The 25,094-nt window shown below is 44.3% G+C and carries 21 protein-coding genes and 1 pseudogene; all 22 read left to right on the plus strand.

Annotated features, from left to right (window positions below; translation table 11 throughout):
- Positions 1–14: 14 nt before the first annotated feature.
- The 22 genes and pseudogenes from spoIID (at position 15) to ACESPQ_RS00600 (ending at position 24,823) form a co-directional block, all read left to right on the plus strand.
- Positions 15–956: a stage II sporulation protein D gene (spoIID, locus tag ACESPQ_RS00495; RefSeq protein ID WP_109769898.1), complete on the plus strand. Its 942-nt coding sequence runs from the start codon at positions 15–17 to the stop codon at positions 954–956.
- 48 nt (positions 957–1,004) lie between these two features.
- Positions 1,005–1,628: a M23 family metallopeptidase gene (locus ACESPQ_RS00500; protein ID WP_002606345.1), complete on the plus strand. Its 624-nt coding sequence runs from the start codon at positions 1,005–1,007 to the stop codon at positions 1,626–1,628.
- Positions 1,629–1,889: 261 nt separating this feature from the next.
- Positions 1,890–2,876 (plus strand): rod shape-determining protein, encoded by a 987-nt coding sequence (locus ACESPQ_RS00505; RefSeq protein WP_002606344.1) that lies wholly within the window; start codon positions 1,890–1,892, stop codon positions 2,874–2,876.
- A 22-nt stretch (positions 2,877–2,898) separates the two neighbouring features.
- Positions 2,899–3,999 carry an MraY family glycosyltransferase gene (locus ACESPQ_RS00510; protein ID WP_008816354.1) on the plus strand — a complete coding sequence of 367 codons (1,101 nt, stop codon included), beginning with the start codon at positions 2,899–2,901 and terminating at the stop codon, positions 3,997–3,999.
- Between the two features lie 463 nt (positions 4,000–4,462).
- Positions 4,463–5,032: a hypothetical protein gene (locus ACESPQ_RS00515; protein ID WP_002606342.1), complete on the plus strand. Its 570-nt coding sequence runs from the start codon at positions 4,463–4,465 to the stop codon at positions 5,030–5,032.
- Between the two features lie 172 nt (positions 5,033–5,204).
- A complete protein-coding gene (locus ACESPQ_RS00520) occupies positions 5,205–7,064 on the plus strand; it encodes a SpoIIE family protein phosphatase (RefSeq protein WP_233105367.1) in 1,860 nt (619 codons plus the stop codon).
- A gap of 236 nt (positions 7,065–7,300) precedes the next feature.
- The gene (locus ACESPQ_RS00525; protein WP_109769897.1) at positions 7,301–7,819 is read left to right on the plus strand and encodes a hypothetical protein; all 519 of its coding nucleotides are present in this window, start codon (positions 7,301–7,303) and stop codon (positions 7,817–7,819) included.
- A gap of 269 nt (positions 7,820–8,088) precedes the next feature.
- A pseudogene (locus ACESPQ_RS00530) lies at positions 8,089–8,649 on the plus strand (AAA family ATPase).
- A 44-nt stretch (positions 8,650–8,693) separates the two neighbouring features.
- The gene (locus tag ACESPQ_RS00535; protein ID WP_373143756.1) at positions 8,694–8,984 is read left to right on the plus strand and encodes an AAA family ATPase; all 291 of its coding nucleotides are present in this window, start codon (positions 8,694–8,696) and stop codon (positions 8,982–8,984) included.
- A 91-nt stretch (positions 8,985–9,075) separates the two neighbouring features.
- Entirely contained in the window at positions 9,076–9,846 is a 771-nt protein-coding gene (locus ACESPQ_RS00540) for a PD-(D/E)XK nuclease domain-containing protein (protein WP_002606335.1), read from the plus strand.
- 181 nt (positions 9,847–10,027) lie between these two features.
- The gene (gene tilS / locus ACESPQ_RS00545) at positions 10,028–11,239 is read left to right on the plus strand and encodes a tRNA lysidine(34) synthetase TilS (RefSeq protein ID WP_081615984.1); all 1,212 of its coding nucleotides are present in this window, start codon (positions 10,028–10,030) and stop codon (positions 11,237–11,239) included.
- Positions 11,240–11,266: 27 nt separating this feature from the next.
- On the plus strand, positions 11,267–11,806 hold the full coding sequence (hpt, locus tag ACESPQ_RS00550) for a hypoxanthine phosphoribosyltransferase (RefSeq protein WP_002606333.1): 540 nt from the start codon (positions 11,267–11,269) through the stop codon (positions 11,804–11,806).
- 20 nt (positions 11,807–11,826) lie between these two features.
- A complete protein-coding gene (gene ftsH / locus ACESPQ_RS00555; RefSeq protein ID WP_002606332.1) occupies positions 11,827–13,851 on the plus strand; it encodes an ATP-dependent zinc metalloprotease FtsH in 2,025 nt (674 codons plus the stop codon).
- 453 nt (positions 13,852–14,304) lie between these two features.
- Positions 14,305–15,777, plus strand: coding sequence for a PTS fructose transporter subunit IIC (locus tag ACESPQ_RS00560; protein ID WP_008816362.1), 1,473 nt, complete (start codon positions 14,305–14,307; stop codon positions 15,775–15,777).
- A gap of 12 nt (positions 15,778–15,789) precedes the next feature.
- Positions 15,790–16,242, plus strand: coding sequence for a PTS sugar transporter subunit IIA (locus tag ACESPQ_RS00565; protein WP_109769894.1), 453 nt, complete (start codon positions 15,790–15,792; stop codon positions 16,240–16,242).
- A gap of 13 nt (positions 16,243–16,255) precedes the next feature.
- A complete protein-coding gene (locus ACESPQ_RS00570; RefSeq protein WP_373143759.1) occupies positions 16,256–18,865 on the plus strand; it encodes a glycosyl hydrolase family 38 in 2,610 nt (869 codons plus the stop codon).
- Positions 18,866–18,897: 32 nt separating this feature from the next.
- Entirely contained in the window at positions 18,898–19,701 is an 804-nt protein-coding gene (locus ACESPQ_RS00575) for a MurR/RpiR family transcriptional regulator (protein ID WP_118003110.1), read from the plus strand.
- A 246-nt stretch (positions 19,702–19,947) separates the two neighbouring features.
- Positions 19,948–21,321, plus strand: a complete 1,374-nt coding sequence (locus ACESPQ_RS00580) for a glycoside hydrolase family 1 protein (protein WP_373143760.1) — start codon at positions 19,948–19,950, stop codon at positions 21,319–21,321.
- Complete coding sequence (locus tag ACESPQ_RS00585) at positions 21,321–22,217, plus strand: ROK family protein (protein ID WP_373143761.1); 897 nt, start codon at positions 21,321–21,323, stop codon at positions 22,215–22,217. Before ACESPQ_RS00580 ends, ACESPQ_RS00585 begins: the two co-directional genes overlap by 1 nt.
- Before the next feature lie 473 nt (positions 22,218–22,690).
- A complete protein-coding gene (locus tag ACESPQ_RS00590; protein WP_373143762.1) occupies positions 22,691–23,527 on the plus strand; it encodes a helix-turn-helix domain-containing protein in 837 nt (278 codons plus the stop codon).
- Complete coding sequence (locus tag ACESPQ_RS00595; protein ID WP_373143763.1) at positions 23,520–24,434, plus strand: DMT family transporter; 915 nt, start codon at positions 23,520–23,522, stop codon at positions 24,432–24,434. Before ACESPQ_RS00590 ends, ACESPQ_RS00595 begins: the two co-directional genes overlap by 8 nt.
- Positions 24,404–24,823: a DUF2000 domain-containing protein gene (locus tag ACESPQ_RS00600; RefSeq protein WP_022300594.1), complete on the plus strand. Its 420-nt coding sequence runs from the start codon at positions 24,404–24,406 to the stop codon at positions 24,821–24,823. Before ACESPQ_RS00595 ends, ACESPQ_RS00600 begins: the two co-directional genes overlap by 31 nt.
- The last annotated feature ends 271 nt before the right edge of the window (positions 24,824–25,094 follow it).

The following is a 25,094-nucleotide window of genomic DNA, read 5'->3' on the forward strand; positions in this document are numbered from 1 at the left end:
GAGGGTGTGATTTTTTGAAGATAGCTGTGAAGTTTCTCCTTGTACTCTCCATTATTCTTATCTCTTTTTTTCTCTGGCTGAATATGGGCACATCCTCACCGATTTTATGGAATACAGGCAAAGAATCGGTGCAGGAGCAGGAAAAGAAGGATAAGGAGAAAGCAAAGGACAAAGAACAGATTGTACATATTACAAGACAGGATGGGACCAGCCTGAAGCTGCCGCTGGAAACATACCTGGAGGGAGTCATCGGCTCGGAGATGCCTGCTTCCTTTGAGATGGAGGCGTTGAAGGCACAGTGTGTGGCGGCCAGAACCTTTGTGACAAAGCGCGGCTTTGAGGTGGATGACACTACACGGACACAGGTATATCACGATGATAAACAGATGCGTCAGATCTGGGGGAGCTCCTATGATAAGATGCATGCCAGAGTTGTGAAGGCGCTGCAGGAGACAGAAGGGGAAATCATGACCTATCAGGGCGAACCGATTTCTGCCGTGTTCTTTAGCGGATCCTGTGGTAAGACTGCCAACAGTGAGGAATACTGGGACAGCAGGACGCCGTATCTGCGCAGTGTGGATTCACATTGGGATAAAGAGGAAGACGGCTATGAAAAAACAGCTGTTATTTCAGAGGAGGATTTTCATACGATGCTCGGCTTTGAGAATCCGGTGAAGGAAGTGGGAAAGCCTTCCCATTACGCTTCCGGCTATGTAAAATCCATAACGATTGACCGCATTGTCTTCAGTGGCAGAGAGATTCGTGAAAAGCTGAATCTTCGCTCCTCCTGCTTTTCCATAAAGAAAACAAGCGGCGGTTATGCGGTAACAACCAGAGGCTTTGGTCATGGTCTCGGCATGAGTCAGTACGGGGCGCAGGGAATGGCGCTGGAGAAAAAGAATTACAAGGAAATACTGAAGCATTATTATACCGGTGTACAGATTGTAAAAGAATGATGTATAAAGAAAAAAGGGGCGGGCATAATCATCACTAGAGGTGATGAAATGTATAGCTATACAAAGGAAAAGAAATTTCCAAAACGCAGACTGATTGTTTCCTTAAGCTGCCTGCTGATTGCCGCAGCTGCCTTTCTGACTTATGAATATTCCATGAAGAATCCTGCAAAGGACACTTCCGTGTTTAAGGAAGATACCACGCCGGTGCTCTCGCTTCCCAGCTCAGCTGAGGAAGAAAAAGGCATCCAGCCGTTTGCGGTCAAGGCAGAGGTCGTTCTTGATTATTTTGATGGAAAGGACAGCAAGGTTGACAGTATGACGAAGTTTGAAGGCGTCTACCGAGCCAATCAGGGCATGGACTATTCCTTCAACAAAGAGGCTTTCGATGTTCTGGCAAGCTTCAGCGGCGAGGTGAGTGATGTGAAGGAAGATAATATCTTCGGCAAAAGTGTTACAATCACCAGCAAGGATCTGAGCATAACCTATCAGAGCCTGTCCGATATCACTGTGAAAAAGGGCGATAAGGTCAATCAGAAGGATCCCATTGCAAAGGCCGGAAGCAATATTTACAACAAGGAGCTGGGCAATCATCTGCATATCGTCGTAGAGAAAAACGGCAAGATTATAGATCCGGAGCTGATGTACGGCAAAACGAACGCTGAGATCAAATAGTACCCTTGCGGTACTATTTTCATATGTGAAAGCCCATCCATACATATTACGGAATTTTAAGAAAAGGAAAGGCATATTAACACTTTTACATTTCGGATTTTGTGTTATAATGGTAATTGCTTGAAATTGAGTATAAATAGCGCATGGAATGTCTGAAAACGGATATTTCTTATCTATTTCAGAATCTGTGCGGACTACTGTAAAAAATGCGGATCAAATTCTTATGGAAGAAATATGAACGCACGAAAGGAATGAAGGACTATGTTTTCAAAAGAAGTAGGAATCGACTTAGGAACAGCAAACTTACTAATGTATGTAAAAGGTGAAGGCATCGTAATTGACGAGCCTAGTGTAGTTGCGATAGATGCAGAAACAAAGAAATGTCTGGCTGCCGGGCAAGATGCGAAGGACATGCTTGGAAGAACACCGGGCAGAGTACTGGCAATCCGTCCTCTGAAGGATGGGGTTATTGCGGATTTCGAGGTAACGGAAATCATGCTGAACTTCTTTTTCAAGAAGCTGGCTATCAAGGGGATGTTTAAGCGTCCTACCATTCTGATCTGCTGTCCAAGCAACATCACCAGTGTGGAAAGAAATGCCATTCGTGATGCAGCTTATCGTGCAGGTGCGAAAAAAGTGTATATCGAGGAGGAGCCGAAGGTGGCTGCTGTCGGTGCCGGACTGGATATCGGAAAGCCAAGCGGATGCATGGTTCTGGATATCGGTGGTGGTACGACTGACGTTGCGGTGATTTCTTTAGGTGAAATCGTAAGCAGTACCTCCCTGAAGATTGCAGGGGATACGCTGGATCGTGATATTATCAAATTTGTTAAAGAAAATAAAAAGCTGCTGATTGGTGATCGTACAGCAGAGGAAGTGAAGAAACAGATCGGAACTGCATGGAAGGGCAGCATGCATGAAACGATTGAAGTAAGTGGACGTGACCTGGTAACCGGTCTGCCGACAACCATTACCCTGTCCAGTGAGGAAATTCAGGGCAGTATGGCGGAAAGTCTGCAGGATGTTGTTCGTGCCTGCAAAACGGTTCTGGAACAGACACCTCCCGAGCTAGCAAGTGATATTGTGACAAGAGGTATCGTACTGACCGGTGGCGGTGCACTGCTGCACGGTATTGACGAGCTGCTGCGTAATGAACTGCACATTCCGGTATATGTTGCGGAGAATGCACTTCGCTGTGTGGCCGAAGGTACGGGAATTCTGCTCGAGAATCTGCATCTTGTACAATAGAAAATAAAAGCGAGGTATCTATATGGATTGGCTGAAATATCTGATTATTCCATTGGCCTTATCCGCACTGATTACTCCTTTTCTGAAAATCGTCGCCTACCGGCTGGATATTTATGCACAGGTGAATGAGCGAACCGTACATAAGGGAAAAATCGCACGTATTGGCGGTGTAGCCATTTATATATCCTTTGTCGTGTGCATGGCGGTTTTTATGAAGACGGATATGACCATCAACGGTATTCTGATTGGTGGGACAATCATGTTCATAGGCGGTCTGATCGATGATATGGTCAATCTGAAACCGAAGTATAAGCTTGCATTTGAAGTTGCTGCCGCCATCGTTTTGATGACAGTGGGAAAGGTTTCACTCGATGTGATCCGTCTGCCGATGGGAATTTCCATCGATATGGGACTGGTATCCTTTATTGTAACCTTTGTGTGGATTATCGGTATCACCAATGCGGTGAACCTGATTGACGGACTGGATGGTCTGGCAGGGGGAATCTCTGCGATTATTCTGGTTGTCATTGCATGTCTTTCCGTGATCGAGGGACGTCTGGATATCCAGACGATGTCTTTGATTCTGGCAGGGGCAACCATGGGGTTTCTGCTGTATAATTCACATCCGGCAAGTATTTTCATGGGGGACTGCGGAGCCTTGTTTCTGGGCTTTATTATATCCGCTATCTCATTGCTGGGCTTCAAGAGCTCCACGATTATGACACTGGCACTTCCGATTCTGCTGCTGGCGGTTCCCATTGTGGATACCATTGGGGCAATTTTGAGAAGAAAGCTGAGTGGGCATAAATTTTCCGAAGCCGACAAGAACCATCTGCACCATCTGCTTATGCAGCGGTTCGGACATCGCAATACGGTCATTATTTTGTATGTGGTGACTGCGCTGTTCGGCTTTACAGCGTACATCTATCTGATAAATAAAGCGACAGGATTTCTTGTTTTGTTTATCATCGCACTGGTTGTTGAGCTGTTTATCGAGTTTTCCGGGATGATATCCAAGCAGTATCACCCATTGCTGTCGATAGCAAATACCATTCAGAAGCGTGCCAGAAAGCTGTATCGGAAATTTTCAAAGAAAAGTCCGGATACGAAACAGGAAAAATAGCAAATCTAATGCTGTAGAAATCCTTGACATTCAGGATGAAAATAAAAAATATGAGAATACAGGGCTGCGACCATGATTGCAGTGCTTGGATTCTCTTTTTTACATTTTGTATTTGATACTCGTGTAATGAAAATTATATCTTTGTTTGCCATAGCGTTAAAGCAACACCGATTTCATAGCTGCGATGTCAGACATGGCTGTTGTTTTTACTATAGGCAAAGCCATTACAGAGAGTGTTATATTTTGTATTATTTTTACATTTTCCTTTCTTCTAACAGGAAACAGCTGTAGGAATGCTGTTGTGAATGACTCCATATTGTAAGAATTGTTTTTATGGGACATTTACGGCATTTTCCCTAATTATGAAGACTTTGTGGATTTTAGTAAAAAAAATATCCGCAATTTCAGGATTTTTTAGGAATTGGCCCTTTTTCTATCGTATGTATATAGTGAGGTGAGAAAAATGGAAGTTAAAAAATTATACGAAATGGTCGATGAGGATCAGAAGGAGGGTTCCCTTGGAGAGAAGGCGTATTGGAAGGATCTGTGGGAATGCTACATCGAGGAGAAGAGCATGGATTATGCATCTTTGAGTGTGAAGGAGGCGATACCGCGGCTGGTGTCGGAACAGAATCTGAGAGAACGCCGTCATGCGGGAAGCTGTGGTGAGCTTGGTGTGGATATCCGTGTTGGTGATATCTGTTATATAGATTTTGGTGAAGCATACATTGCAGAAATCGGTTATCAGCATTTTGGTCTGATTATAACAATTTTTCATAACAAGGCATTCGTTGTGCCGATGAGCGGGAATCATACGGCTTATCTGCAGGCCTACAGCAAGGAGAATCCGAAAGGGAAGCGTCATTTGATGCGCCTGGGGAAAATCAAGGGAATGAATAAGGAATCGGTTTTGTTCATCAATGATGCAAAATGGATCAATACTGCCAGAATTATTGATGTCAAAGCACATTTAAGGCGTGACAGTGAGCTGTTCCGTGAAATAAAGGAACGTGTGAAAAACTGTCTGGACTAATGCAAGGCGCTTGTTTGACGGGGAAATGCAATTTGAAGAGTTAGGGAATGTCAGGATGATGAAGAATGCTGTGGAAAAGCAGGCAATTTTGCAGAACAGACAAAATATGACAGAATCCATGCGAAATGTCTTCTACAATAACGCATGAAAGAGGTGGTTTTGTTTGGAAAAGGTGATGAACAAGAGACTGAAGGGGAAATTTTCCATTCATGCGGAGGATTTGGCCTGTGCCGGAATTTCAATAATTCTTGGTACACTGGCTTCTCCGCTTAGTTATACACTTGCATTTCTGTATGTATCCTATTCCTATATGCGTACAATCCGGGAAGCGATGATCAGCGTATTTTTTATTCTTCTTTGCTCGTTAACCAGAGGAATTCTGCCGGCGTACAGCTATGCGCTTGGCTTTGCCTGTTACTTTGTGATTATTCATATGGTTAAGGTGATGAATCAGAATTTATACCAGTGGATGCCGTATCTGACAGCACTGTTAAGTGCGGCGTTCAGTGTCCAGCAGTATGGACTGCACAATACGGCTGTGATTCTGCCGGTACTGAGCTTTGTGTTGATGCAGGAGCTGTTTGCGGATTATCAGTGGATTCAGAAGGGGATGCTGCATAATGCCTGCATGCGGGGAATTCTGCTGTTTACCATCGGCTTATTGGGGGTGGAGCTGTTACCAGTATATGCACAGGAGGTCATTATGATTACCATGCTGCTGATTGCTTTATCAAGCAATGCATGGATCACAGTGACTGTGGCGCTGATGATATATTTCCTGCTGGATATCCGTGTGCTGCCGGCACTTGTCCTTACGGTTCTTTTAAGTGTTTTGAAAAAGGAGCGCAAGAGTGCCATGCTGCTGTTGCTGGGTGCATGTTTCCTGTATCCGGATAATACAGAGGATTTGATATATCTGCTGCTGTGTATGAGCGGTGTTCTGCTTGTACCGGCGAATGCAGCTTCCCTGCATATGAGTACGGAGCTTCAAAATGAACAGGAGTACCGGCTTTCTCAGACGAGTATGCTAAAGCGGCAGATGCAGAATTATGCCAATATCTTTCAATCCCTGTCGGAATATTATGCACAGATCAGTGATGTGCAGGCTGAACTGCTTGCCAATATGTCCAATGCTTTGCAATATAATGCAGACGCCATACGAAAAATAGACGGCTACGAAAAGGATACGGTACGTGTCGCCAAGGCGCTGGAAGGCTATCAATATGATGTGCGTGAGCTGAGTATTGAAGAGCCGAAGGAGGGCTGTATACAGGTTTGTGTGGAAATAGCAAATATCAAACGCGGAGAAATACGAACCACGCTGCTTCCGCTGCTTGAGGTCCTGCTTCACCGCAATCTGCAGATCGCGGACATTCGCAATCGAAAATTCATGCGCGGCTATCATTCCATCACCGTCTGTGATGATATTCCCTTTGTCATTGATGCCTATGCGGACAGTGTAAAAAACTCCTACACCTCCAGCGGGGACACCTTTTCCATCTTCAGATTCCGTCAGAGTGTGGTGTGCATGATTTCGGATGGTATGGGAAACGGTGAGCGTGCTGCCCAAAGCTCACGCCTGATTACGAATATTTTCCAACGTATGATGGTCAGTGGAATTCCACAGGACAGCGCCATCAAATGTATAAACAAGCTGATTCAAAGCGATACCTATGCAACGCTGGATGTCATTTGCTTTAACCGTTCACAGGGGGTTGCCTACATATCAAAATCCGCAGCCTGTCCGACATTTCTGCTGCGGGATGATCAGATATATGAAATTAACGGCAGTGCGTTGCCTGTGGGAATCATCAGTCAGATGCAGCCGGACTGCTTCCAGGTTGATGTAAAGGCAGGGGATGAATACCTTATGATATCTGATGGCATATATATGAATGAGATTTATAAATGGCTCAATCAGAGGACACAGACAAGTGTGAAGGCGGATGTGGAAAGCTTTACGGAGCTGTTAAAAAAGACAAGACGTAAGGACGATTCTACGATTGTACTGGCCAAAGTGGATGAGGTTTAGGAAACTGTGCCAGCTTAAAGATATTAGAAACTCCGTGAAATTACGTTTGCGATAATTAAAGCTCAGTGCTGTATTTATAGAATACTGTATAAAGTAATCATAACAACGAAAATGTTATATTACCAGCCTGTTTCCTTTAAAATTTATATGATAGTATATAGGTGTAAGAGGAACGATAGGGGTTGGTAGTAATGGTTATACATAACCTTCACGCTTTGAAGCACAGGAGCATGAAGATGCTTGAAGACAAAGAAAAACACTTAAAATTCCGAATATGGGTTTCTGTGATATGTATGGTCTGCTTATGCGGATGCTCTAGTGCAGGTGAGAAACCGGAAATAGAAGTAACGCAACAACCTGTCATATTGGAGACCCATACGAAAGCATTATCGGATAAACAGATACTGTCATTTTCTCTAACGCAGCCGGTGAGTGAGGGATACAGTGTTGCTTATGAAGGAAATTGTGTCATAAACGCAGATGGAACACTTGATCGTGAGAATGAAGTCACCGTTTTTACATCCATCATGAAGGAGAATACCGTGCTGGCGAATGATACCAAACACATTGGAATCGCCAATATAGATAGTAACCTGACGATACAGGATGAAAATACCTTGTTGCTGATAACCACAGTACACTATGATGATCCTGATGGAGATGTTACATTTCATTACCTGGAGCATATGACACTTGCTGTGAAGCAGAATAAGGGAACTTACCATATCGAAATAACTGAGGTGACCATGGCATAGCGTGATAAAGAATTAGTATGGGAGTGCTTATAATAGGGCATTCCTTTTCTTAGCTATTCTAAACGCAAATCATGCAGAATTTGGTTTTACCGAATTTCATATCTACTTCTCTGCTTTGTTGTAAGGGCATTTGTATTAGGCTTCATCATACATGAAATTCATACCCACCTGCATGATATAATGTAGAAAGAGTATGATATAATAAAGCTATGCAGACAGGAGCTGATAATATGAAAGCTTTGCCAATCGGTATAGAAAATTTCAAAGAAATGATTGATCATCAATATTATTATGTCGATAAAACGGACTTTATCAAAGATGTATGCAATGAAAAAGTAGCGTTATATACAAGACCGAGGCGATTTCACCGAAATAGTGTCGATACCTTTGGTATCCGACAAGAGGCGCGCTAGTAGCGGGAAAGACCTTGAATATGAGTAGGCGCTGCCCGCCCAGGCGTGCTGTATTATTTCTTTTCGATCAAACAAAAGGAAAGCGCTTATCTGTTTGAGGGATTGGATATCACAAAAGATGCGCAGGTTATGAAACTACAGAATCAGTATCCGGTTATTTTTCTTACTTTAAAAGATATGAAAAATAATACCTTTGAAAAACAACTGACAATGTTTTCCTATCTGATGCAGGAAATCATTAGAAATAATCATGAATTGCTAACAAGTGAGCGGATCAATGAATTTGACAAGGAGCGAATGAAAAGTTTATACCGTGGTGCACAAAATGAAGTGGAGCTGCAAAATGCTTTAAGATTCATTTCGGGATGTCTGGAACAACATTATCAAAAGCAGGTAATCATACTCATCGATGAATAGGCGCTGCCCGCCCATGGCGTGATGTCCCTTTACAGAATGCCTACTTGAACGGTTATTATGATGATATGGTTGCTTTCCTTGGAAATGTATTCAGTGCTGCTTTAAAAACAAACAATGCCTTAGAGAAAGGGATACTGACAGGCTGTTTAAGGATTGCGAAAGAATCGACACCACAGGCGGGCTTTAGCCTTTTTACCGGACTGAATAATTTTAAGGTGCTTTCTGTTTTTGATGAGACCTCCAAACAGCGATTTGGCTTCACGCAGAATGAAATCGATTCCTTGTTGCTTGATTATCAGGCAAATGAATATCAGGGGCAGGTAAAGGAATGGTAGGCGCTGCCCGCCCATGGCGCGATGGCTATCAGTTTGGAAACTGTGAAATTTACGCTACTAGCGGACAGAGTCTAACCCGTGGAGTGTTTTGATGTATCTTGATAAATTGATTAAAACGGATAAACAAACACCGGAGTCTTTTTGGGCGAATACGAGTGGAAATGATATTATCTATCGCTACGTAAAAGAAGCAAGCTCTAAAATGAGAGAAGAATTCGATATACTGGCATCAGGCGGAGTTATTGAAAAAACAATCAAGGATAATATAACGTATAGGGAATTGGATCAAGTTAATAATATTTACAGCTTTTTACTGTTTACCGGTTATCTGAAAGCTGTTCAATGTACGGATCAAGAGAAGGGAATCTACCAGTTGATGATTCCAAACAAGGAAATCAATCGGATTTATACGATGATCTTCCGTGAATGGTTCGAACAGCAGATAATGCAAAACAGTATAAAATTTGCAGAAGCGCTGATGGTAGAAGATGTGAAAGCGGCTAATAAAGTACTGAACGATGTTTTATTTCAGTCAATCAGCTATTTTGATTACAATGAAAGGTTCTATCATGGTGTTTTAATAGGCATGTTAAATGACTATCAGGTAGTGTCTAATCAGGAATCAGGAGAAGGCAGGTTTGATCTTGCTGTTCTTCCGGCATATGCCAAAGAAAGAGGCCTGTTGTTTGAAGTAAAGGTGGTAAAAAATATGGAACATATGGAAATAGCCGCAGAACAGGCATGCCGGCAGATAAAAGATAGGAAGTATCTGGAAGTTCTGTATAAGAAAGGCTATACAGATATCGTCGCATACGGAATCGTCTTTTGTAAGAAATCCTGTCTGATTGTAAAAGCAGAATAGCAGTCTGTCTGAGATTTCAGGATATAGGATAAAAGCAGGTGTTGGATGATGAATATCCCTCATCTGTTTTTTCATAGACAACGTGTTCGTTTTCTACCAGTGATAGAATAAATTCACCTGGCTATTTATTTTTCATATTGCCTAATGATCGTATTTACCGTATAATAGCCGCATGAAACAAATGAAGAAACTGGAAAAAGGAACCTATATCATCGGTGTCAGCGGAGGCCCGGACTCTATGGCATTGCTGGATATGTGCAGAAAAGAAGGATTCCAACTGGTTGTCGCGCATATGAATTATAAGAAGCGTGATACGGCGGATCGGGATATGGAACTGGTGCGCAGCTATTGTGCACGTTTTCATATTCCCTTCGAAGCGAAACTGCAGACAAAGCCCTGTGTGGGCAACTTTCAGGCGTTTGCCAGAGAAGAGCGCTATCGTATGTATCGCGAGCTTTTACAGAAGTATCAGGCGGCTGCCGTATTGCTGGCACATCATTTGGATGACCATCTGGAAACCTATCTGATGGCAAAAGAGCGTGGTAGTATGAAGGAATATCTCGGTATACAGGAGGAAGCATGCATCATGGGCTGTACAATCATCCGTCCGCTAATGGCGTATAGCAAACGGGAACTGGAAGCATACTGTAGAGAGAATGCCGTGCCTTTTGGAATTGACGAAAGCAACCTTACGGATCACTATGCAAGAAACAGAATCCGGCATGAGATTGTGGATAGAATGTCGGAAAAGGAAAAAGAAACGCTGATGGAAACCATTTCCCGGGAAAACATGCGCATGCAGCAGTTGCGTGCAGATTGCCGTGCGTTTTTAAACAGCTGGGACGGAAGTCTGAAAAAACTGCGGGTACTGGACAGCTATTTTCTGGAACAGGTGCTGATCACCTGGATTCATGATACATGCAGCTGTTATCTGTCCATGCATGAAATTCAGGTGCTGCGGGAGCTGATTATGAACAATGCAAACTATTGGACACGCGATATCGCCGGCGGGTATGATATATACAGTGAATACGGAAAGCTGGTAATTGATATCAGTGAGGAAATCAGCTATTCCTATGTATACGATTATGCAGTATTTGAGAAAACCCCGTACTTTGAAACAGCTCCTCACGGAACAGGGGTTGAGGCGGTTACTCTGCAGGAAACAGACTGGCCGATAACCATAAGAAATGCACAGCCGCAGGACGCCATACAGCTTCGATTCGGCGTAAAAAAGCTGAACCGCTGGTTCATAGACCGCAAAATTCCCAAAAAGGAACGCAAATTATGGCCGGTTGTTGTGAATGCTGCGGGAAATGTGATTCTGGTGCCTAAAATTGGCTGTGATATTGCACATTTTTCTAACAATCCTACGCTATTTGTGTTAAAATAGTAGATAGCTGTATTAGGAGGATTTTGCATGCACGACGTAGTTGAAAAAGTATTGGTGTCCGAGGAAGACATCGTAAAAAGAAGTATGGAATTAGGAAAACAAATCAGTGATGATTACCGCAAAACAGGGAAGGCACCGCTGCTGGTAGCCTTACTGAAGGGAAGTGTTCCTTTTCTTGCAGAGCTGATTAAGCATATAGATTTGGATATCCAGTTTGACTTCATGGATGTATCAAGCTATGAAGGAACAGAGTCCATCGGAGATATTAAAATTGTCAAGGATCTGGACTGTTCAGTAAAGGGCGTACCGATTCTGCTTGTGGAGGATATCGTTGATACCGGACGCACGCTGAAGGAAGTGACACGTCTGTTGAAAAACAAAGGGGCAAGCGATGTAAAAGTCGTTTCTCTGTTAGATAAACCGGATCGTCGTGTTGTAGATATAACTGCAGATTATGTAGGTTTTGAGATACCCAACGAATTTGTTGTGGGCTTCGGTCTTGATTATGACCAGCATTACCGCAATCTGCCTTATATAGGAGTACTGAAACCTGAAGTATACAAATAAAACGTTAGGAGGACGATTGAATGAACAATAAAAAGTTTATAAGCTTTCTACCTTATATCTTAGTCCTTGGTATTATGCTGCTTCTGATTTCCTATGGATCAGAGGGTAATACAAAAAACTTTAACTATAACGAATTTATGACAAAGGCAAATACCATGACATTCACCAAAGCGGAAATGTCAATGGGAACTACCGTTATTGATGTAAAAGGGTCGTATAGTGAGAAAGGCAAAGATGTAAACTTCACCGTTCGTGTGCCAAATACGGAAAAGAATGTTTCCTATCTGACAGACGTATTCAAAAAAAGCAAGAGTACCAATTTAACAGTAAGCGATCCAAACAGGGAAAGCCTGTTAATGAAATTCCTGATGAATGTGTTCCCGTTCCTGCTGATTGCAGGTGTGGCGTTCTTCATGTTTTCTAAAATGAACGCGGGAGGAAACAATAAGGCATTTGAATTCAGTAAATCCCGTGCAAAGATCGAAGGAAATATCAAGGTTCGCTTCAAAGATGTTGCGGGCTGTGATGAGGAAAAAGAAGAGGTTAAGGAAATCATCGACTATCTGAAGGATCCAAAGCGGTTCACAGATATGGGTGCCCGTATTCCGAAGGGCATGCTGATGGTAGGTCCTCCCGGTACCGGTAAGACGCTGCTTGCCAAGGCAGTAGCAGGAGAGGCAGATGTACCGTTCTTCTCTATTTCCGGTTCTGATTTCGTTGAAATGTTTGTCGGTACCGGTGCGAGCCGTGTCCGTGACATGTTTAAAAAAGCACAGCAGACTGCACCGTGTATCGTCTTTATTGATGAGATTGACGCCGTCGGAAGACAGCGTGGAGCCGGCATGGGCGGTGGAAACGATGAGCGTGAACAAACCCTGAACCAGCTGCTTGTTGAAATGGATGGTATGGGTGAGAATAAGGGTATTGTAATCATTGCGGCTACCAACCGTCCGGATGTTTTGGACCCTGCGTTGCTGCGAAGCGGACGATTTGATCGCCAGATTACAGTGAACCTGCCGGATAAGCGCGGACGCTATGAAATTTTGAAGGTTCACGCAAGAAACAAAAAGCTGGCGCCGAATGCAAATCTGGAGGGTCTGGCAAAGCGGACACCGGGCTTCTCAGGTGCCGATTTGGAAAACGTGTTGAATGAGGGTGCTATATTAGCCGTACGTGATAAACGTAAGGTAATTACAATGGAGGATCTTGACGAGGCTATTGACCGTGTTATGATGGGGCCTGCCAAGAAATCCAAGAAATATACAGACAGAGAAAAACGCCTGGTAGCCTTCCATGAGGCAGGACACGCTGTTATCGGCTTGAAGCTGGATGACGCAGACAAGGTGGAAAAGGTTACGATTATTCCGCGTGGTGAAGCAGGCGGCTATAACCTGATGACACCGAAGGAAGAAAAAATGATGCCGACAAAGGCAGACTTCATGGCACAGATCACCGGCTTAATGGGTGGACGTGTTGCTGAAGAGGTTATGTTTGATGAAGTATCTGCCGGAGCAAGCAATGATATTCAGAAGGCTACAAAAATTGCAAAGGCTATGGTACGAAGCTGGGGTATGTCCTCTCTGGGACCGATTCAGTATGATGATGGTACCGGAAATGTATTCCTGGGCAGAGATTATGGCAGCGGAAGCAATTATTCCGGTGAGATTGCATATGAAATCGACAAGGAAATCCGTAAGATTATCAATGAATGCTACGATCGTGCAAAACAGATTATTGAGGATAACAAGGATCTGCTGACACTGATTGCAGAAACGCTGATTGAGGAAGAAACCATCACCAGCGAACAGATTTACAATCTGATGAATTACGGTAAGCTGATTTCTCCTGAGGATGAAGTACGTGCAGCGGAAGCAAAAGCCAAAGCGGCCGAGCAGAAGCTGAAGGATCTGGAGGCAGGCATTACACAGGAAGATACTGCTAAGGAAGTCCACGAAGACGTACAGGATTCAAAGGAGGCGGATATTGATTTTGATGCAGCCTTAAAAGAGCTGACTAAAAACGATTACGACGAACATAAGGAATAGTAAAACAGAGTCATGCGAGCGGGTAAACGTTCCATGACTTTTTTCAATGAATCAAAGCTATATTTAGCATTATATGGTAATCCAATGAATGGAAAGGGGAACTTTATCCCCGCAATCAATTAGATATACCCGAAATAGCAGGCATGAAAATCGGTATCGTCAACATTATGGTGAATGATGAAACAGACTATGCTTTAGGATGTATGCATAGCCCTTACTTATTAAAATGAAAATTCATATAGTAGAAATAAATGGATAAAAATTTCATAAAATTATTCTATTGAGCAAATTATCTGATAATTTACGTGAAAAATCACAAAATACAACCGTTTACAGTGAAATTAGTTTCATCAGTTTAAGAAAAAAGGATACTGCACCCTGAATGGACTGTAAGTGTTTACATTAAAAAAAGTACAGGATATACTATACGAGAACTTGATAGGAGGAAAACTTATGAGTAAGCATATTGTAGCAATTACAGCCTGTGCAGCAGGTATTGCACATACGTACATGGCTGCGGAATCCCTGGAGCAGGCAGGGAAAAAACGCGGAGATTCTGTACGTGTAGAAACACAGGGGTCCATCGGAGCGGAAAACGTTCTGAGTGAACAGGAAATCAAACAGGCAGACGTTGTCATCGTGGCAGCTGATATTGATATTGATTGTGCCCGCTTTGCCGGAAAACGTGTCATGAAGGTAAGAAGCGTGGATGCAATCAAGGATGCCAATGCATTGATTGAGCGTGCTTTGAATGAGGCGACGCTGTATGGCGAAAAAGGAAGCAAGGCAGGAAACATCACACTGGGGAAAACAGAAAATCCAATCATCAAACACATTATGAGTGGTATCTCCTACATGGTACCGATGTGTATTGCCGCAGGTCTACTGCTGGCGATTGCGAATGTATTCGCATTTCAGAAGGACGATCTGGGGAGAATTGTAAACTGGGGCTTTGATAATAAAACAGCGATGGGCTACTTTATGCAGAAGCTGTTCATGGTGGGACAGACAGGCTTCAAGCTGATGATTCCACTGTTCGCAGGCTTTGTTGCGAAATCCATCGCAGATAAACCGGCAATCGCTCCGGCTATGATTGGTGCCTATATTGCCAACGATCCTGAATTTCTGGGAACACAGACAGGCGGTGGTTTCCTGTCTGCGATTCTGGTTGCATTCATCGTAGGATATTTTGTAAAGGGGATGAAGCGTATTCCCTGGCCGAAAATCGTGCAGCCACTTACCGGTATTATGATTATTCCGTTCGTATCCACTCTGGTGATTATGATTATCGTTCTGTTTTTGATCGGTCAGCCGATTGCATTCGCAATGGATGCATTATACAGCGGATTGACAACACTGAATGAACAATATGCGGCAGCTCCATTCATTATCGGGGCAATCATTGGGGCAATGGTCGGCTTTGACTTCGGCGGTCCGGTAAATAAGACGGCATTGATTTTCGGAACAGCCGTATTTACGGATACAATGACCAAATACGGTGTACAGGGTGCTAACTTCGTGCCGCAGAGTGCCACACAGGCGGCGATTTCCGTTGCGCCGCTTGGTATCTGGCTGGCATCTGTGATTTTCAAAAACAAATTCTCAAAAACTGAAAAGATTTCTGCGACAAGCGCCTTCGGCATGGGAATGGTCGGTGTAACAGAAGGGGCGATTCCCTTCGCTGCAGCCAATCCGTTACAGATGATTACAGCAAGTGTGGCAGGCTCTGCACTGGCAGGAGGTCTGGTAGCTTTGACAGGCTGTAAATTTTATGGCGGTATCGGATCACCGCTAGGAACCTTTATCGGATATATCGAACAGCCGATACCCTTTATCACCTGGATTCTCTGTGTACTGGCAGGGATTGTGGTAACGGCATTGATTATCGGCTTCTGGCGAAAACCGGTTGTAGAAGAAAACGAGTAACAGGAGGCAGTTATGGATAAGAGTGTATTTGACAGGCATCATATTCAGTTTGATACAGAAGCGAAAACACAAAAGGAAGCCTTTCATGTGATTGCACACGCAGCATATGAAGCAGGCTTTGTAAAGAATGAGAATACTTATTTTGAAGGTATGTGTGAGCGTGAAAAAGAGGCGACAACCGGCTTTCAGGATGGGATCGCTATACCGCACAGCAAGCATGCGACCTGCATAAAGCCGGGAATCTTCCTTGTGAAATTTGAACATCCGATTGCATGGAATGCGCTGGATGGGGAGCCTGTACAGGTGGCACTGGGGCTTACGATTCCAGAGGATGGCGGTGATGTGCATCTGCGTATTCTGAGCAGGCTGGCACGCAAAATGATCAGTGAGGAATTTCGAGCGGCACTGAAAAGCGGAACCGATGTTGATGCGTTGTATGAGGTAATTGCTGCAGTGGAGCTGTAAGCGATAGATAGCTATGAAGAAAATGCATGTGTATTCTCATACACATTGGGATTATGAATGGTATTTTACCGCAAGTGAATCCATCATACAGCTGATTTATCACATGGATGAGGTGATTTCCGCACTGGAAAGCGGAACACTGAAGACCTATTTACTGGATTCTCAGGTGAGTATTCTGGAGGAATATCTGAATATGATGCCTGAAAAAGAGCCCGTGGTACGCAAGCTGGTAGAAGAAGGAAAGCTGATGATCGGACCCTGGTACACTCAGAGCGATGAACTGATTATCAGTGGAGAAAGCCTTGCGAGAAATCTGTGGTATGGGATAAGCTATGCAAGAGATCTGGGTAACTGTATGATGATCGGTTATCTGCCGGATTCCTTTGGACAAAGCAAGGATATGCCCAAGCTGTATAACGGCTTTGATATTCACGAAGCTCTGTTCTGGAGAGGAGTTCCCAATGATGTATGTAAACAAAGAGAGTTTTACTGGCACAATACAGATGGAAGTGCTGTGCTGTGCTATCATATCCGGGACGGATACTTCTATGGTGGAAATCTGATTTACACCGATGATGTGGACAAGGTGGAAAATCGTGTTTTAAACGGTGCCTCCACAACCCATCAGCTGCTTCCTCTGGGAGGGGATCAGCGTTATGTGGATTTCAATCTGCAGGAGCGTCTGAGCTATTACAATGAACGCTCCACACATGATATTCAATATTTTGAAAGCGATTTGGAAAGCTTCTTTAAAGAGCTGCGAGAGGAGGAAGGACTGCCGCAGATTACGGGCGAGTTTATTGATGCCTCCGTTTCCAAGATTCACCACTCCATTTATTCCTCACGCTATGATCATAAACAGCTGAATGATATAATTGAACGACGCATGATTTATCAGCTGGAGCCATTTATGGTTATGCAGATGCAGATGGGGATCAAACCCAAAACCTCACTCCTGAGGAAGCTGTGGAAGAAGGTGCTTTTAAACCATGCGCATGACAGTGCCTGCGGCTGTAACAGTGATGCTACCAACGATGCCATCCTGCAAAGATTAAGGGACTGTGATCAGATGAGCTCGATGCTTTTGGATTATCAGGTACGCAAGCTGAGTGAATCCATCGAGGGAATCCGTGAACAGGATCTGGTGTTCTATAATACGCTGCCATATACTAGAGATGATGTATACCAAGTGTCTGTATCTACGAAAGCAAGGCACTTCCGTATTGTGGATGAAGCCGGCTGTGAGGTTGTTTATGACTGTCTTGGGACGCAGCGTGTATACAGCGGAAGCATACGCAGGGACCCGTCTGTATACGATGAGGATTTGTATTATTATCAGAGTGATATCCGTATTGCCATGACTATGAAGCCAATGAGTATGCGTATACTGCATCTGGAAGCATGTGAGCGCACGGAACAGCTGCAGGAATGCAGTGCTCTTGAAAATACATTTTATAAGATTACCATGGAAAACGGCAGTCTGCGACTGCTGGACAAAGCAAACGGGAAAGTTGTTGAGGATTTCCTGTATGTAGAGGACAGCGGAGATGAGGGAGATACCTATGATTACTCCTGGCCGGCGCCTGACCATATCTATACGCTTCACTTTCAGGATGCACAGGCAGAATGGAAGCATGGAGCACTTGCGGATACGCTGGTATTGCATGGAGCATGGCAGCTTCCCGAGAATTTGCAGGAGCGTGCCGATGGGAAATGCAGTCAGGATATCGCATATACGCTTTGTATACAGCTGCATCAGGCCTCAGATGTATTACAATGTGAAATGACCATTGACAACACGGCGATGGAGCATCGCATGCGTGTGATTTTACGTGGTTTAAGCAGCTCATCCTGCAGTATTGCGGACACCCCGTTCGGTACCATTCAAAGAGCACATGATCCCAAGCACATGGAGGACTGGAAGGAGGCTGGCTATCGTGAGGAGCCTACGCCGATTTATCCGATGCTGCACCTTGTATCGAATGGAACAAATCAGGTGCTGACTTGTTTCTGTAAGGGAATAAAGGAATATGAAATCCTGAAGCATACCGATATCGCACTGACACTGTTTCGCAGCGTACCATTGCTTGGACGTCCGGATTTGAACCGCCGTCCCGGAATTGCGAGCGGAAACGAATTCAAATATATACCGACACCGAAATCAGAGCTGCGGCAGACCATGAGCTTCTCCTTTGCCCTGTGCCTGCGGAATGGATACGATGCTATGGAAGTGCAGAAAACATGGCTGCGCTATGCGAATGATGTCCTGTTTTATCAGCTGCAGGAGGTCAACCGCTTTGTGAACACACAGAAATACTTTGTCACTCACCCATATCCGAATGCGGTAAAACCTCTGCATAGCGCTATTCTCGATATGGACAAAAGTGACTGCCTGCAATTTTCTTCCCTGTATCCGCTGGATGATAAACAGGCGATCCTGCGGGTATATAATAGTCGCAATGAGATGGTAAAGGAAGATTCACTGTGTTATACAGGAGAAACCATACAGCAGACGAATATGCTGCATGAGCCACTCGCTGACTGTGAAGCTGAGCAACACCCTGTGACGCTGTCAAACATACAGCCGGAGGAAATCAGAACCTATAAAATCATCGTGAAATAGAGTATAATACCGGTAGCGATGGAGGAATGCATATGGAAAAGGAAATTCTTTTAAGAATCAATCTGGCAAAGGTTAATTTCACCTATGTGGAAGAAACGATTGCACAATATTTCACAGACGGGAGAAAACCGCTCACGATTCACGAGCTCGCAAGAGAGCTTTCTATTTCCAGCTCCTCCATTACACGCTTCTGCAAGAAAATCGGACTGAACAATTTCAAGGAGCTGATGTACCTGTATGAGCAGCATCTGAATATGCAGAATGCGCCGCAGATTTCTAATATTTCATTGGATTTACAGAGTGAATATTTCCGCATCTTTCATATGGTGGATCAAAACTTTGATGCCAAGGCGATGGAACAGGTATGCAGTTATATTTATGAGCATCGCATTATCAACATCTTTGCATTCGGACTGAGTGCTACTGCAGCAGAGGACTTTCGTTTCCGGTTTTCCCGCCTCGGTAAATTTATAGAGGTCATTCATGATAAGGATGCCATCAAAATGAGCTCGCGGGTATTGCAGAAGCAGGATCTGGTTTTTATCTTCACCCTGCGCGGGAATACCTATCTGGAGGAGCTTGCCGCAGAGCTGACATCACGGGGAATTCTTGTGGTAAGCATTCTGGGAAATCAGAACAGCCGCCTGAAAAAGCTCAGTGATGTTGTTCTGTATACCTCATCGCTGTCCGGGGAGGAGTCTACCGGTATGATATCCGGTCAGATACCGATTTTAATCATGATCGATATGCTATACTACCATTATGTACGCACCTACAGCGACGCTTTGACAAACTGGGCAAGTACAGAGGAGATTTTAAAGGATCGAAAGGAATAGACATAGAAAAGCTGCAGATATGCAGTTGTTACAGCTTCACATAGAAAGGCTCTCTCCCATGGAGAGGGCCTTCGATGCAGTCGGCATTTTTCACATAGGAACATCGCATGCTATGCAGAAAATCCGGTGCAGATAATTTCCGGTATGGAAGCATAGTATTGCCGCATTATGAAGAAAACGAGTTTTACGATATAGGAAGCGCATGCCGTAGTGCTTTACAGAAATAACTTTATAAGGAGGAAGCTTATGCTACAATTTCCGAAAGGATTCTATTTTGGAAGTGCCACCAGCGCAACTCAGAGCGAGGGGGCATCAGCCATTGATGGCAAAGGAAAAAATATATGGGATATCTGGTTTGAACAGGAGCCCGAGAAATTTCATGACAGAATCGGACCGAAGGAGGCTTCCGGATTCTATACACAGTATCGGGAAGATATTCGACTCTTGAAGGAAACAGGACACAATTCCTGCCGGATTTCCATCAGCTGGAGCCGTATGTTTCCAACAGGGGATGGTGAGCTGAATCCGCTTGCCGCAGCACATTATCATAATGTCATTGATGCCTTTCATGAGGAAGGCATTGAGGTTATGATCAATCTGTTTCATTTTGATATGCCGGCGGAATTGCAAAAGCAGGGGGGCTGGGAAAGCGATCATGTTGTGGATGCCTATGTGGAATATGCACGTACCTGCTTTTCTCTCTATGGGAAAAAGGTACGGCGCTGGTTCACCTTCAATGAACCGATCGTTCATGTGGAGTGCGGGTATCTGAACGGCTTTCATTATCCATGCCGCCATGATATGAAGGCTGCTGTACAGGTGGCTTATCATACGGCACTTGCCAGTGCCAGAGCAGTGCAGGCCTTCCATGCAATGTGTGATGGGAAAATCGGCATTATCTTAAACCTGACCCCGAATTATCCAAGCAGTCAGGCAAAGGAGGATGTCGAGGCATCCCGCATTGCAGAGCTGTTTTCTGCTCGAAGCTTTCTTGACCCCGCTGTTTTTGGAGTATATCCGAAGGAGCTGGTGGAGCTGTTGAAGGAGCATACGCTTTTGCCGGACTATGAGGAACACGAGCTTGCAGTCATAAAGGAAAATACCGTGGATTTTCTCGGAGTGAATTATTATCAGCCAATCCGTGTCAAAGCAAAGGAAACACCGGTGGACCCTGCAGCGATGATAACGCCGGAGAGCTTCTATGATTTCTATGAAATGCCAAACCGAAGAATCAATCCCTATCGCGGATGGGAAATCTATCCGAAGGGGATGTATGATATCGCAACCAACATTCGTACCAAATACGATAATATCGAATGGATGATAACGGAAAACGGAATGGGCGTTGAAAACGAAGCACGGTTTATCAAGGATGGCAGAATTGAGGATGACTACCGAATTGATTTCTATAAGGAGCACCTTACCTGGCTGCATAAGGGAATTGAGGAAGGCAGTAACTGTATCGGCTACCATGTATGGACGGGCATTGACTGCTGGAGCTGGCTGAATGCATATAAAAACCGCTACGGACTGATTTCTATTGATTTGGAAACCGGAAAGCGTACGATAAAGAAAAGTGGCTGCTGGTTCCGCGAGCTGGCAGAGAAACGGGGGTTCTAATGGATACGTATCTTTGTTTTGACATCGGAGGAAGTTCTCTGAAATGTGCAGCGGCAGATGAGGAAGGAAGGCTTTTCCATACCAGATCCTATCCTATGAGCGCAGACATAGAGGGACTGCTCGCATATATGAAAGCATATAAGAAGGATATCACCATGCAGGGTGTCGACTTGTCCGGTGTGGCAATCAGCTCCTGCGGGGCAGTGAATTGTGACAGCGGCGTGATCGGCGGAAGCAGTGCAGTTCCCTTTATCCACGGCTTTTCGTGGAAGGAAAGGATACAGAGGGAGCTGGGACTGTGCTGTGAAATAGAGAATGATGCGAACTGTGCTGCATTATCGGAATTGTTTTACGGCAAGGCGAAGAACATACAGGATATGGCGTTTCTGGTGATTGGAACCGGTGTGGGTGGTGCAATCGTAAGAAATCGTAACATTTGCCATGGAGCGCATCGCTATGGCGGTGAATTTGGAATGATGCTGGAAAAGCAGCCGGACGGCAGTGTCCAAAATTTCAGTCTGTGTGCCTCTACTTCGAGTATGGTGCGCAAAATGGAGGCTTTGACTGGGGAAGAATGGGATGGTGTGCGGATTTTTGAAGAAGCACAGCAGGGAAATGAACTGTGCAGCAAGGTTATTCAGACCTTTTATGAGGAGCTTGCCTTTGGTGTCTTCAATGTGCAGCATATGCTGGATCCGGAAATGATTCTGTTTGGGGGTGCAATCAGTGCACGAAGGGATTTTACACAGCGAATCATGGAAGCGTATGAGAAGCTGCAGAAGGGGCTGGATTTTGCAACACTGACACCGCGTTTGGAATGCTGTACGTATCGGCAGGATGCCAATCTGCTGGGGGCGCTTGCGCATTACCGGCAGCGTAGGGGATTGGCAGAATAAGGAACAGGAAGGAGATTGTCAGAATTTCCTCCTTTTTATTCACAAAAGTGTTTTTGAACACGCTGGAATTTTCATAATGATGCTTTTCTATTTCAGCTTCACAGTGTGCAGAATGGCTGCGTGCAAATTGCGCTGTTTCTGCGTCCGCAGCCATGCTATACTATAGATGCGCAAAAAGAGAATAGTAAGGCTACAGCTTTTGATAAACCACAATGAGCATTTAAGGACAGTGAAATGTCTTTGACCATGCGAAGTGCGTCTGTATAAATGCAAAGCCTTTTCGTAAGGTACTGCGGCAATTGGCACACAAACTTTCAGGTCATCATGCAAGATGCAGGACACAGGTTTCATCATACTTCTGCCATTTCAGCACACGAACAGCTTTTACAGCGCTTATCCGGATGCAATATCTTACAAGAGAATATCATTTTTTTATGTTACCATACATACAGCGACAGAAAGAAGGAATGGGCATGGCAGCATTGCAGGAGCAGCGACACATCTATTATGATAAAGACCTTCAGATCGAGGCGTATAATTTAAGTGGAATCGTACAGAAATTTCCTGTTCACTTTCATGAATTTTATGTAATCGGATTTATGGAGGGTGGAAAACGTCATCTCTGGTGTCGAAATCAGGAATATGATACACAGCGCGGAGATGTTATTTTATTTAATCCGCGTGAAACACATAATTGTGCGCCGGTAGCCGGAGAGGTTCTGGATTATCGTGCAATCAATGTTCCTGTAGATGTCATGGACAAGGCAGTAAAGGAGATAACCGGGAAACACATCCATCTTCAGTTTAAGGATACGCTGATTCCGCAGACAGAGCTGGCACTGTCCATTCGTGAGCTGTATGATGTTATCGTATCACAGAGCAGTCTGCTGGTACGTGAGGAGGCCTTTTACTTTCTGATTGAACAGCTGCTGGAAGAACATATGGTTCCAGTAGAGGCAAGCAGAGAGCTTACGGAAGCGGTGAAGGCTATGAAGGAATATCTGGATACGCATTATGAAGAATCCATTTCTCTTGATACACTTTCAAAGATTAGCAAGATGAGCCGCTATCAGCTGCTGCGTCTGTTCACCAGAGAGGTTGGTGTTTCTCCATATCGTTATCTGCAATCCATTCGGATCGCAAAAGCAAAGCGTCTGCTGGAACAGGGTGAAGCAATCGGTAAGCTTGCGCTGGATTGCGGGTTTTCCGATCAGAGCCATTTTACAAACTACTTTAAAAGCTTTATCGGTATAACACCAAAGCAGTATCAGAGTATATTCACACAGAAAAGGAGCGAATTGGATGAATGAGCAGATCAAGGGTCATATGCTTGCGTGTATGACTATTCTTATATGGGGAACCACCTTTATTTCAACCAAGGTGCTGCTGCGGGATTTTACACCTTTGCAGATACTGTTCACTCGGTTTATGATCGGTTATCTGGCTTTATGGGCAGTCGCTCCAAGGCTGACCAGAGTTAAAGAGAAAAAGGAAGAGCTGTATTTTCTTGCGGCAGGACTCTGTGGAGTTACCCTGTATTTTCTTATGGAGAATATAGCACTTACCTACACACAGGCAAGCAATGTTGGTATCATCGTGGCTGTTTCACCGTTTTTCACCATGTTTTTCGGAATCTGGCTGTTAAAACAGAAACGTCCCGGAGTACGCTTTTTCATTGGTTTTTTGATTGCCATGACTGGAATTCTCTGTATTTCCCTGGAGGGAAGTCAGAATTTGGCATTAAATCCAAAGGGTGATCTGCTTGCGCTGGGAGCTGCCATCGTATGGGCACTATATTCTACGATAACAAAGAAAATAAGCAGCTTTGGATACACAACCATTCCGATGACCCGCAGAATCTTCTTTTACGGTTTGCTGTGCATGCTTCCGGTTATTATGCTATCCGGCATGGAACTGCCGAAGGTGGAACAGCTTACGGGATTAAATTTTGCCAATATACTGTTTCTGGGACTGGGAGCCAGTGCGATGTGCTTTGTTTCCTGGAACAGTGCCGTACGTATTCTGGGTACTGTACAGACAAGTGTGTATATCTATGCTGTGCCGGTTGTCACCACGCTAGCATCGGTATGGATTTTGAAGGAAACGGTCACTATCATCGGTGTGCTTGGTATCGTGATGATTGTATTGGGTCTTCTGCTGTCGCAGAATCGTAAAGGAGAACGTGTATGGAGAAAAACAGAAAATGCGTCATGGTGATGGATGCATCACTGGCACCGGGAATTGCCGCAAATACCGCGGCACTGCTGGGGATGACACTGGGAAGTAAGGTGAAGGAAGCCATCGGCTGTGATGTTCAGGATGCGGATGGAAATATACATATGGGCATTCTGCAAATACCGCTTCCGATTCTGAAGATGGAAACAGAAAAGCTTCAGGAGTTGCGTCGGCAGCTGTTTGATCAGGAATATGAGGATGTCATTATCGTTGATTTCAGTGATGCAGCACAGACCTGCAATGTGTATGAGGATTGGATTGTGAAGGCAAAAAATCTGCCGGAGAATCAGTTTCATTACCTCGGTATTGGCCTGTATGGTGATAAAAAGAAAATCAACAGATTATGCGGGAGCCTGCCGCTGTACCGGTAATGCAAAAATTTGCACCTTATATACATGATAGATGGAAATTGACACACATAGGTATTTATGGGTAGAAATGAGAAAATGAGAGCAGTACGGAACCGGCATCAATATATCGCCTCCACACTTGCGGTATGCATGGGATTGTTGAAGCTGGCCAAGTGGTAGAAAAAAGACTATATGGAATACCTGAGTCATTTGAACGCTTTAAGGCTGACAAATAGAAGACGACGGCATTCTTCACAGGCATTGATAACTGTAGAAAGAGGATTGGATATCA

The sequence above is a fragment of the Clostridium sp. HGF2 genome (assembly GCF_964240115.1).
GTDB lineage: Bacteria > Bacillota_I > Bacilli_A > Erysipelotrichales > Erysipelotrichaceae > Clostridium_AQ > Clostridium_AQ innocuum.

Excerpts from the sequence above, each read along its gene's own strand:
- ACESPQ_RS00500 (WP_002606345.1), top strand. The coding sequence starts at position 1,005 with ATGTATAGCTATACAAAGGAAAAGAAATTTCCAAAACGCAGACTGATT.
- ACESPQ_RS00505 (WP_002606344.1), top strand. The coding sequence starts at position 1,890 with ATGTTTTCAAAAGAAGTAGGAATCGACTTAGGAACAGCAAACTTACTA.
- ACESPQ_RS00510 (WP_008816354.1), top strand. The coding sequence starts at position 2,899 with ATGGATTGGCTGAAATATCTGATTATTCCATTGGCCTTATCCGCACTG.
- ACESPQ_RS00515 (WP_002606342.1), top strand. The coding sequence starts at position 4,463 with ATGGAAGTTAAAAAATTATACGAAATGGTCGATGAGGATCAGAAGGAG.
- ACESPQ_RS00525 (WP_109769897.1), top strand. The coding sequence starts at position 7,301 with ATGCTTGAAGACAAAGAAAAACACTTAAAATTCCGAATATGGGTTTCT.
- ACESPQ_RS00540 (WP_002606335.1), top strand. The coding sequence starts at position 9,076 with ATGTATCTTGATAAATTGATTAAAACGGATAAACAAACACCGGAGTCT.
- tilS (WP_081615984.1), top strand. The coding sequence starts at position 10,028 with ATGAAGAAACTGGAAAAAGGAACCTATATCATCGGTGTCAGCGGAGGC.
- hpt (WP_002606333.1), top strand. The coding sequence starts at position 11,267 with ATGCACGACGTAGTTGAAAAAGTATTGGTGTCCGAGGAAGACATCGTA.
- ftsH (WP_002606332.1), top strand. The coding sequence starts at position 11,827 with ATGAACAATAAAAAGTTTATAAGCTTTCTACCTTATATCTTAGTCCTT.
- ACESPQ_RS00560 (WP_008816362.1), top strand. The coding sequence starts at position 14,305 with ATGAGTAAGCATATTGTAGCAATTACAGCCTGTGCAGCAGGTATTGCA.
- ACESPQ_RS00565 (WP_109769894.1), top strand. The coding sequence starts at position 15,790 with ATGGATAAGAGTGTATTTGACAGGCATCATATTCAGTTTGATACAGAA.
- ACESPQ_RS00570 (WP_373143759.1), top strand. The coding sequence starts at position 16,256 with ATGAAGAAAATGCATGTGTATTCTCATACACATTGGGATTATGAATGG.
- ACESPQ_RS00575 (WP_118003110.1), top strand. The coding sequence starts at position 18,898 with ATGGAAAAGGAAATTCTTTTAAGAATCAATCTGGCAAAGGTTAATTTC.
- ACESPQ_RS00580 (WP_373143760.1), top strand. The coding sequence starts at position 19,948 with ATGCTACAATTTCCGAAAGGATTCTATTTTGGAAGTGCCACCAGCGCA.
- ACESPQ_RS00585 (WP_373143761.1), top strand. The coding sequence starts at position 21,321 with ATGGATACGTATCTTTGTTTTGACATCGGAGGAAGTTCTCTGAAATGT.
- ACESPQ_RS00590 (WP_373143762.1), top strand. The coding sequence starts at position 22,691 with ATGGCAGCATTGCAGGAGCAGCGACACATCTATTATGATAAAGACCTT.
- ACESPQ_RS00595 (WP_373143763.1), top strand. The coding sequence starts at position 23,520 with ATGAATGAGCAGATCAAGGGTCATATGCTTGCGTGTATGACTATTCTT.
- ACESPQ_RS00600 (WP_022300594.1), top strand. The coding sequence starts at position 24,404 with ATGGAGAAAAACAGAAAATGCGTCATGGTGATGGATGCATCACTGGCA.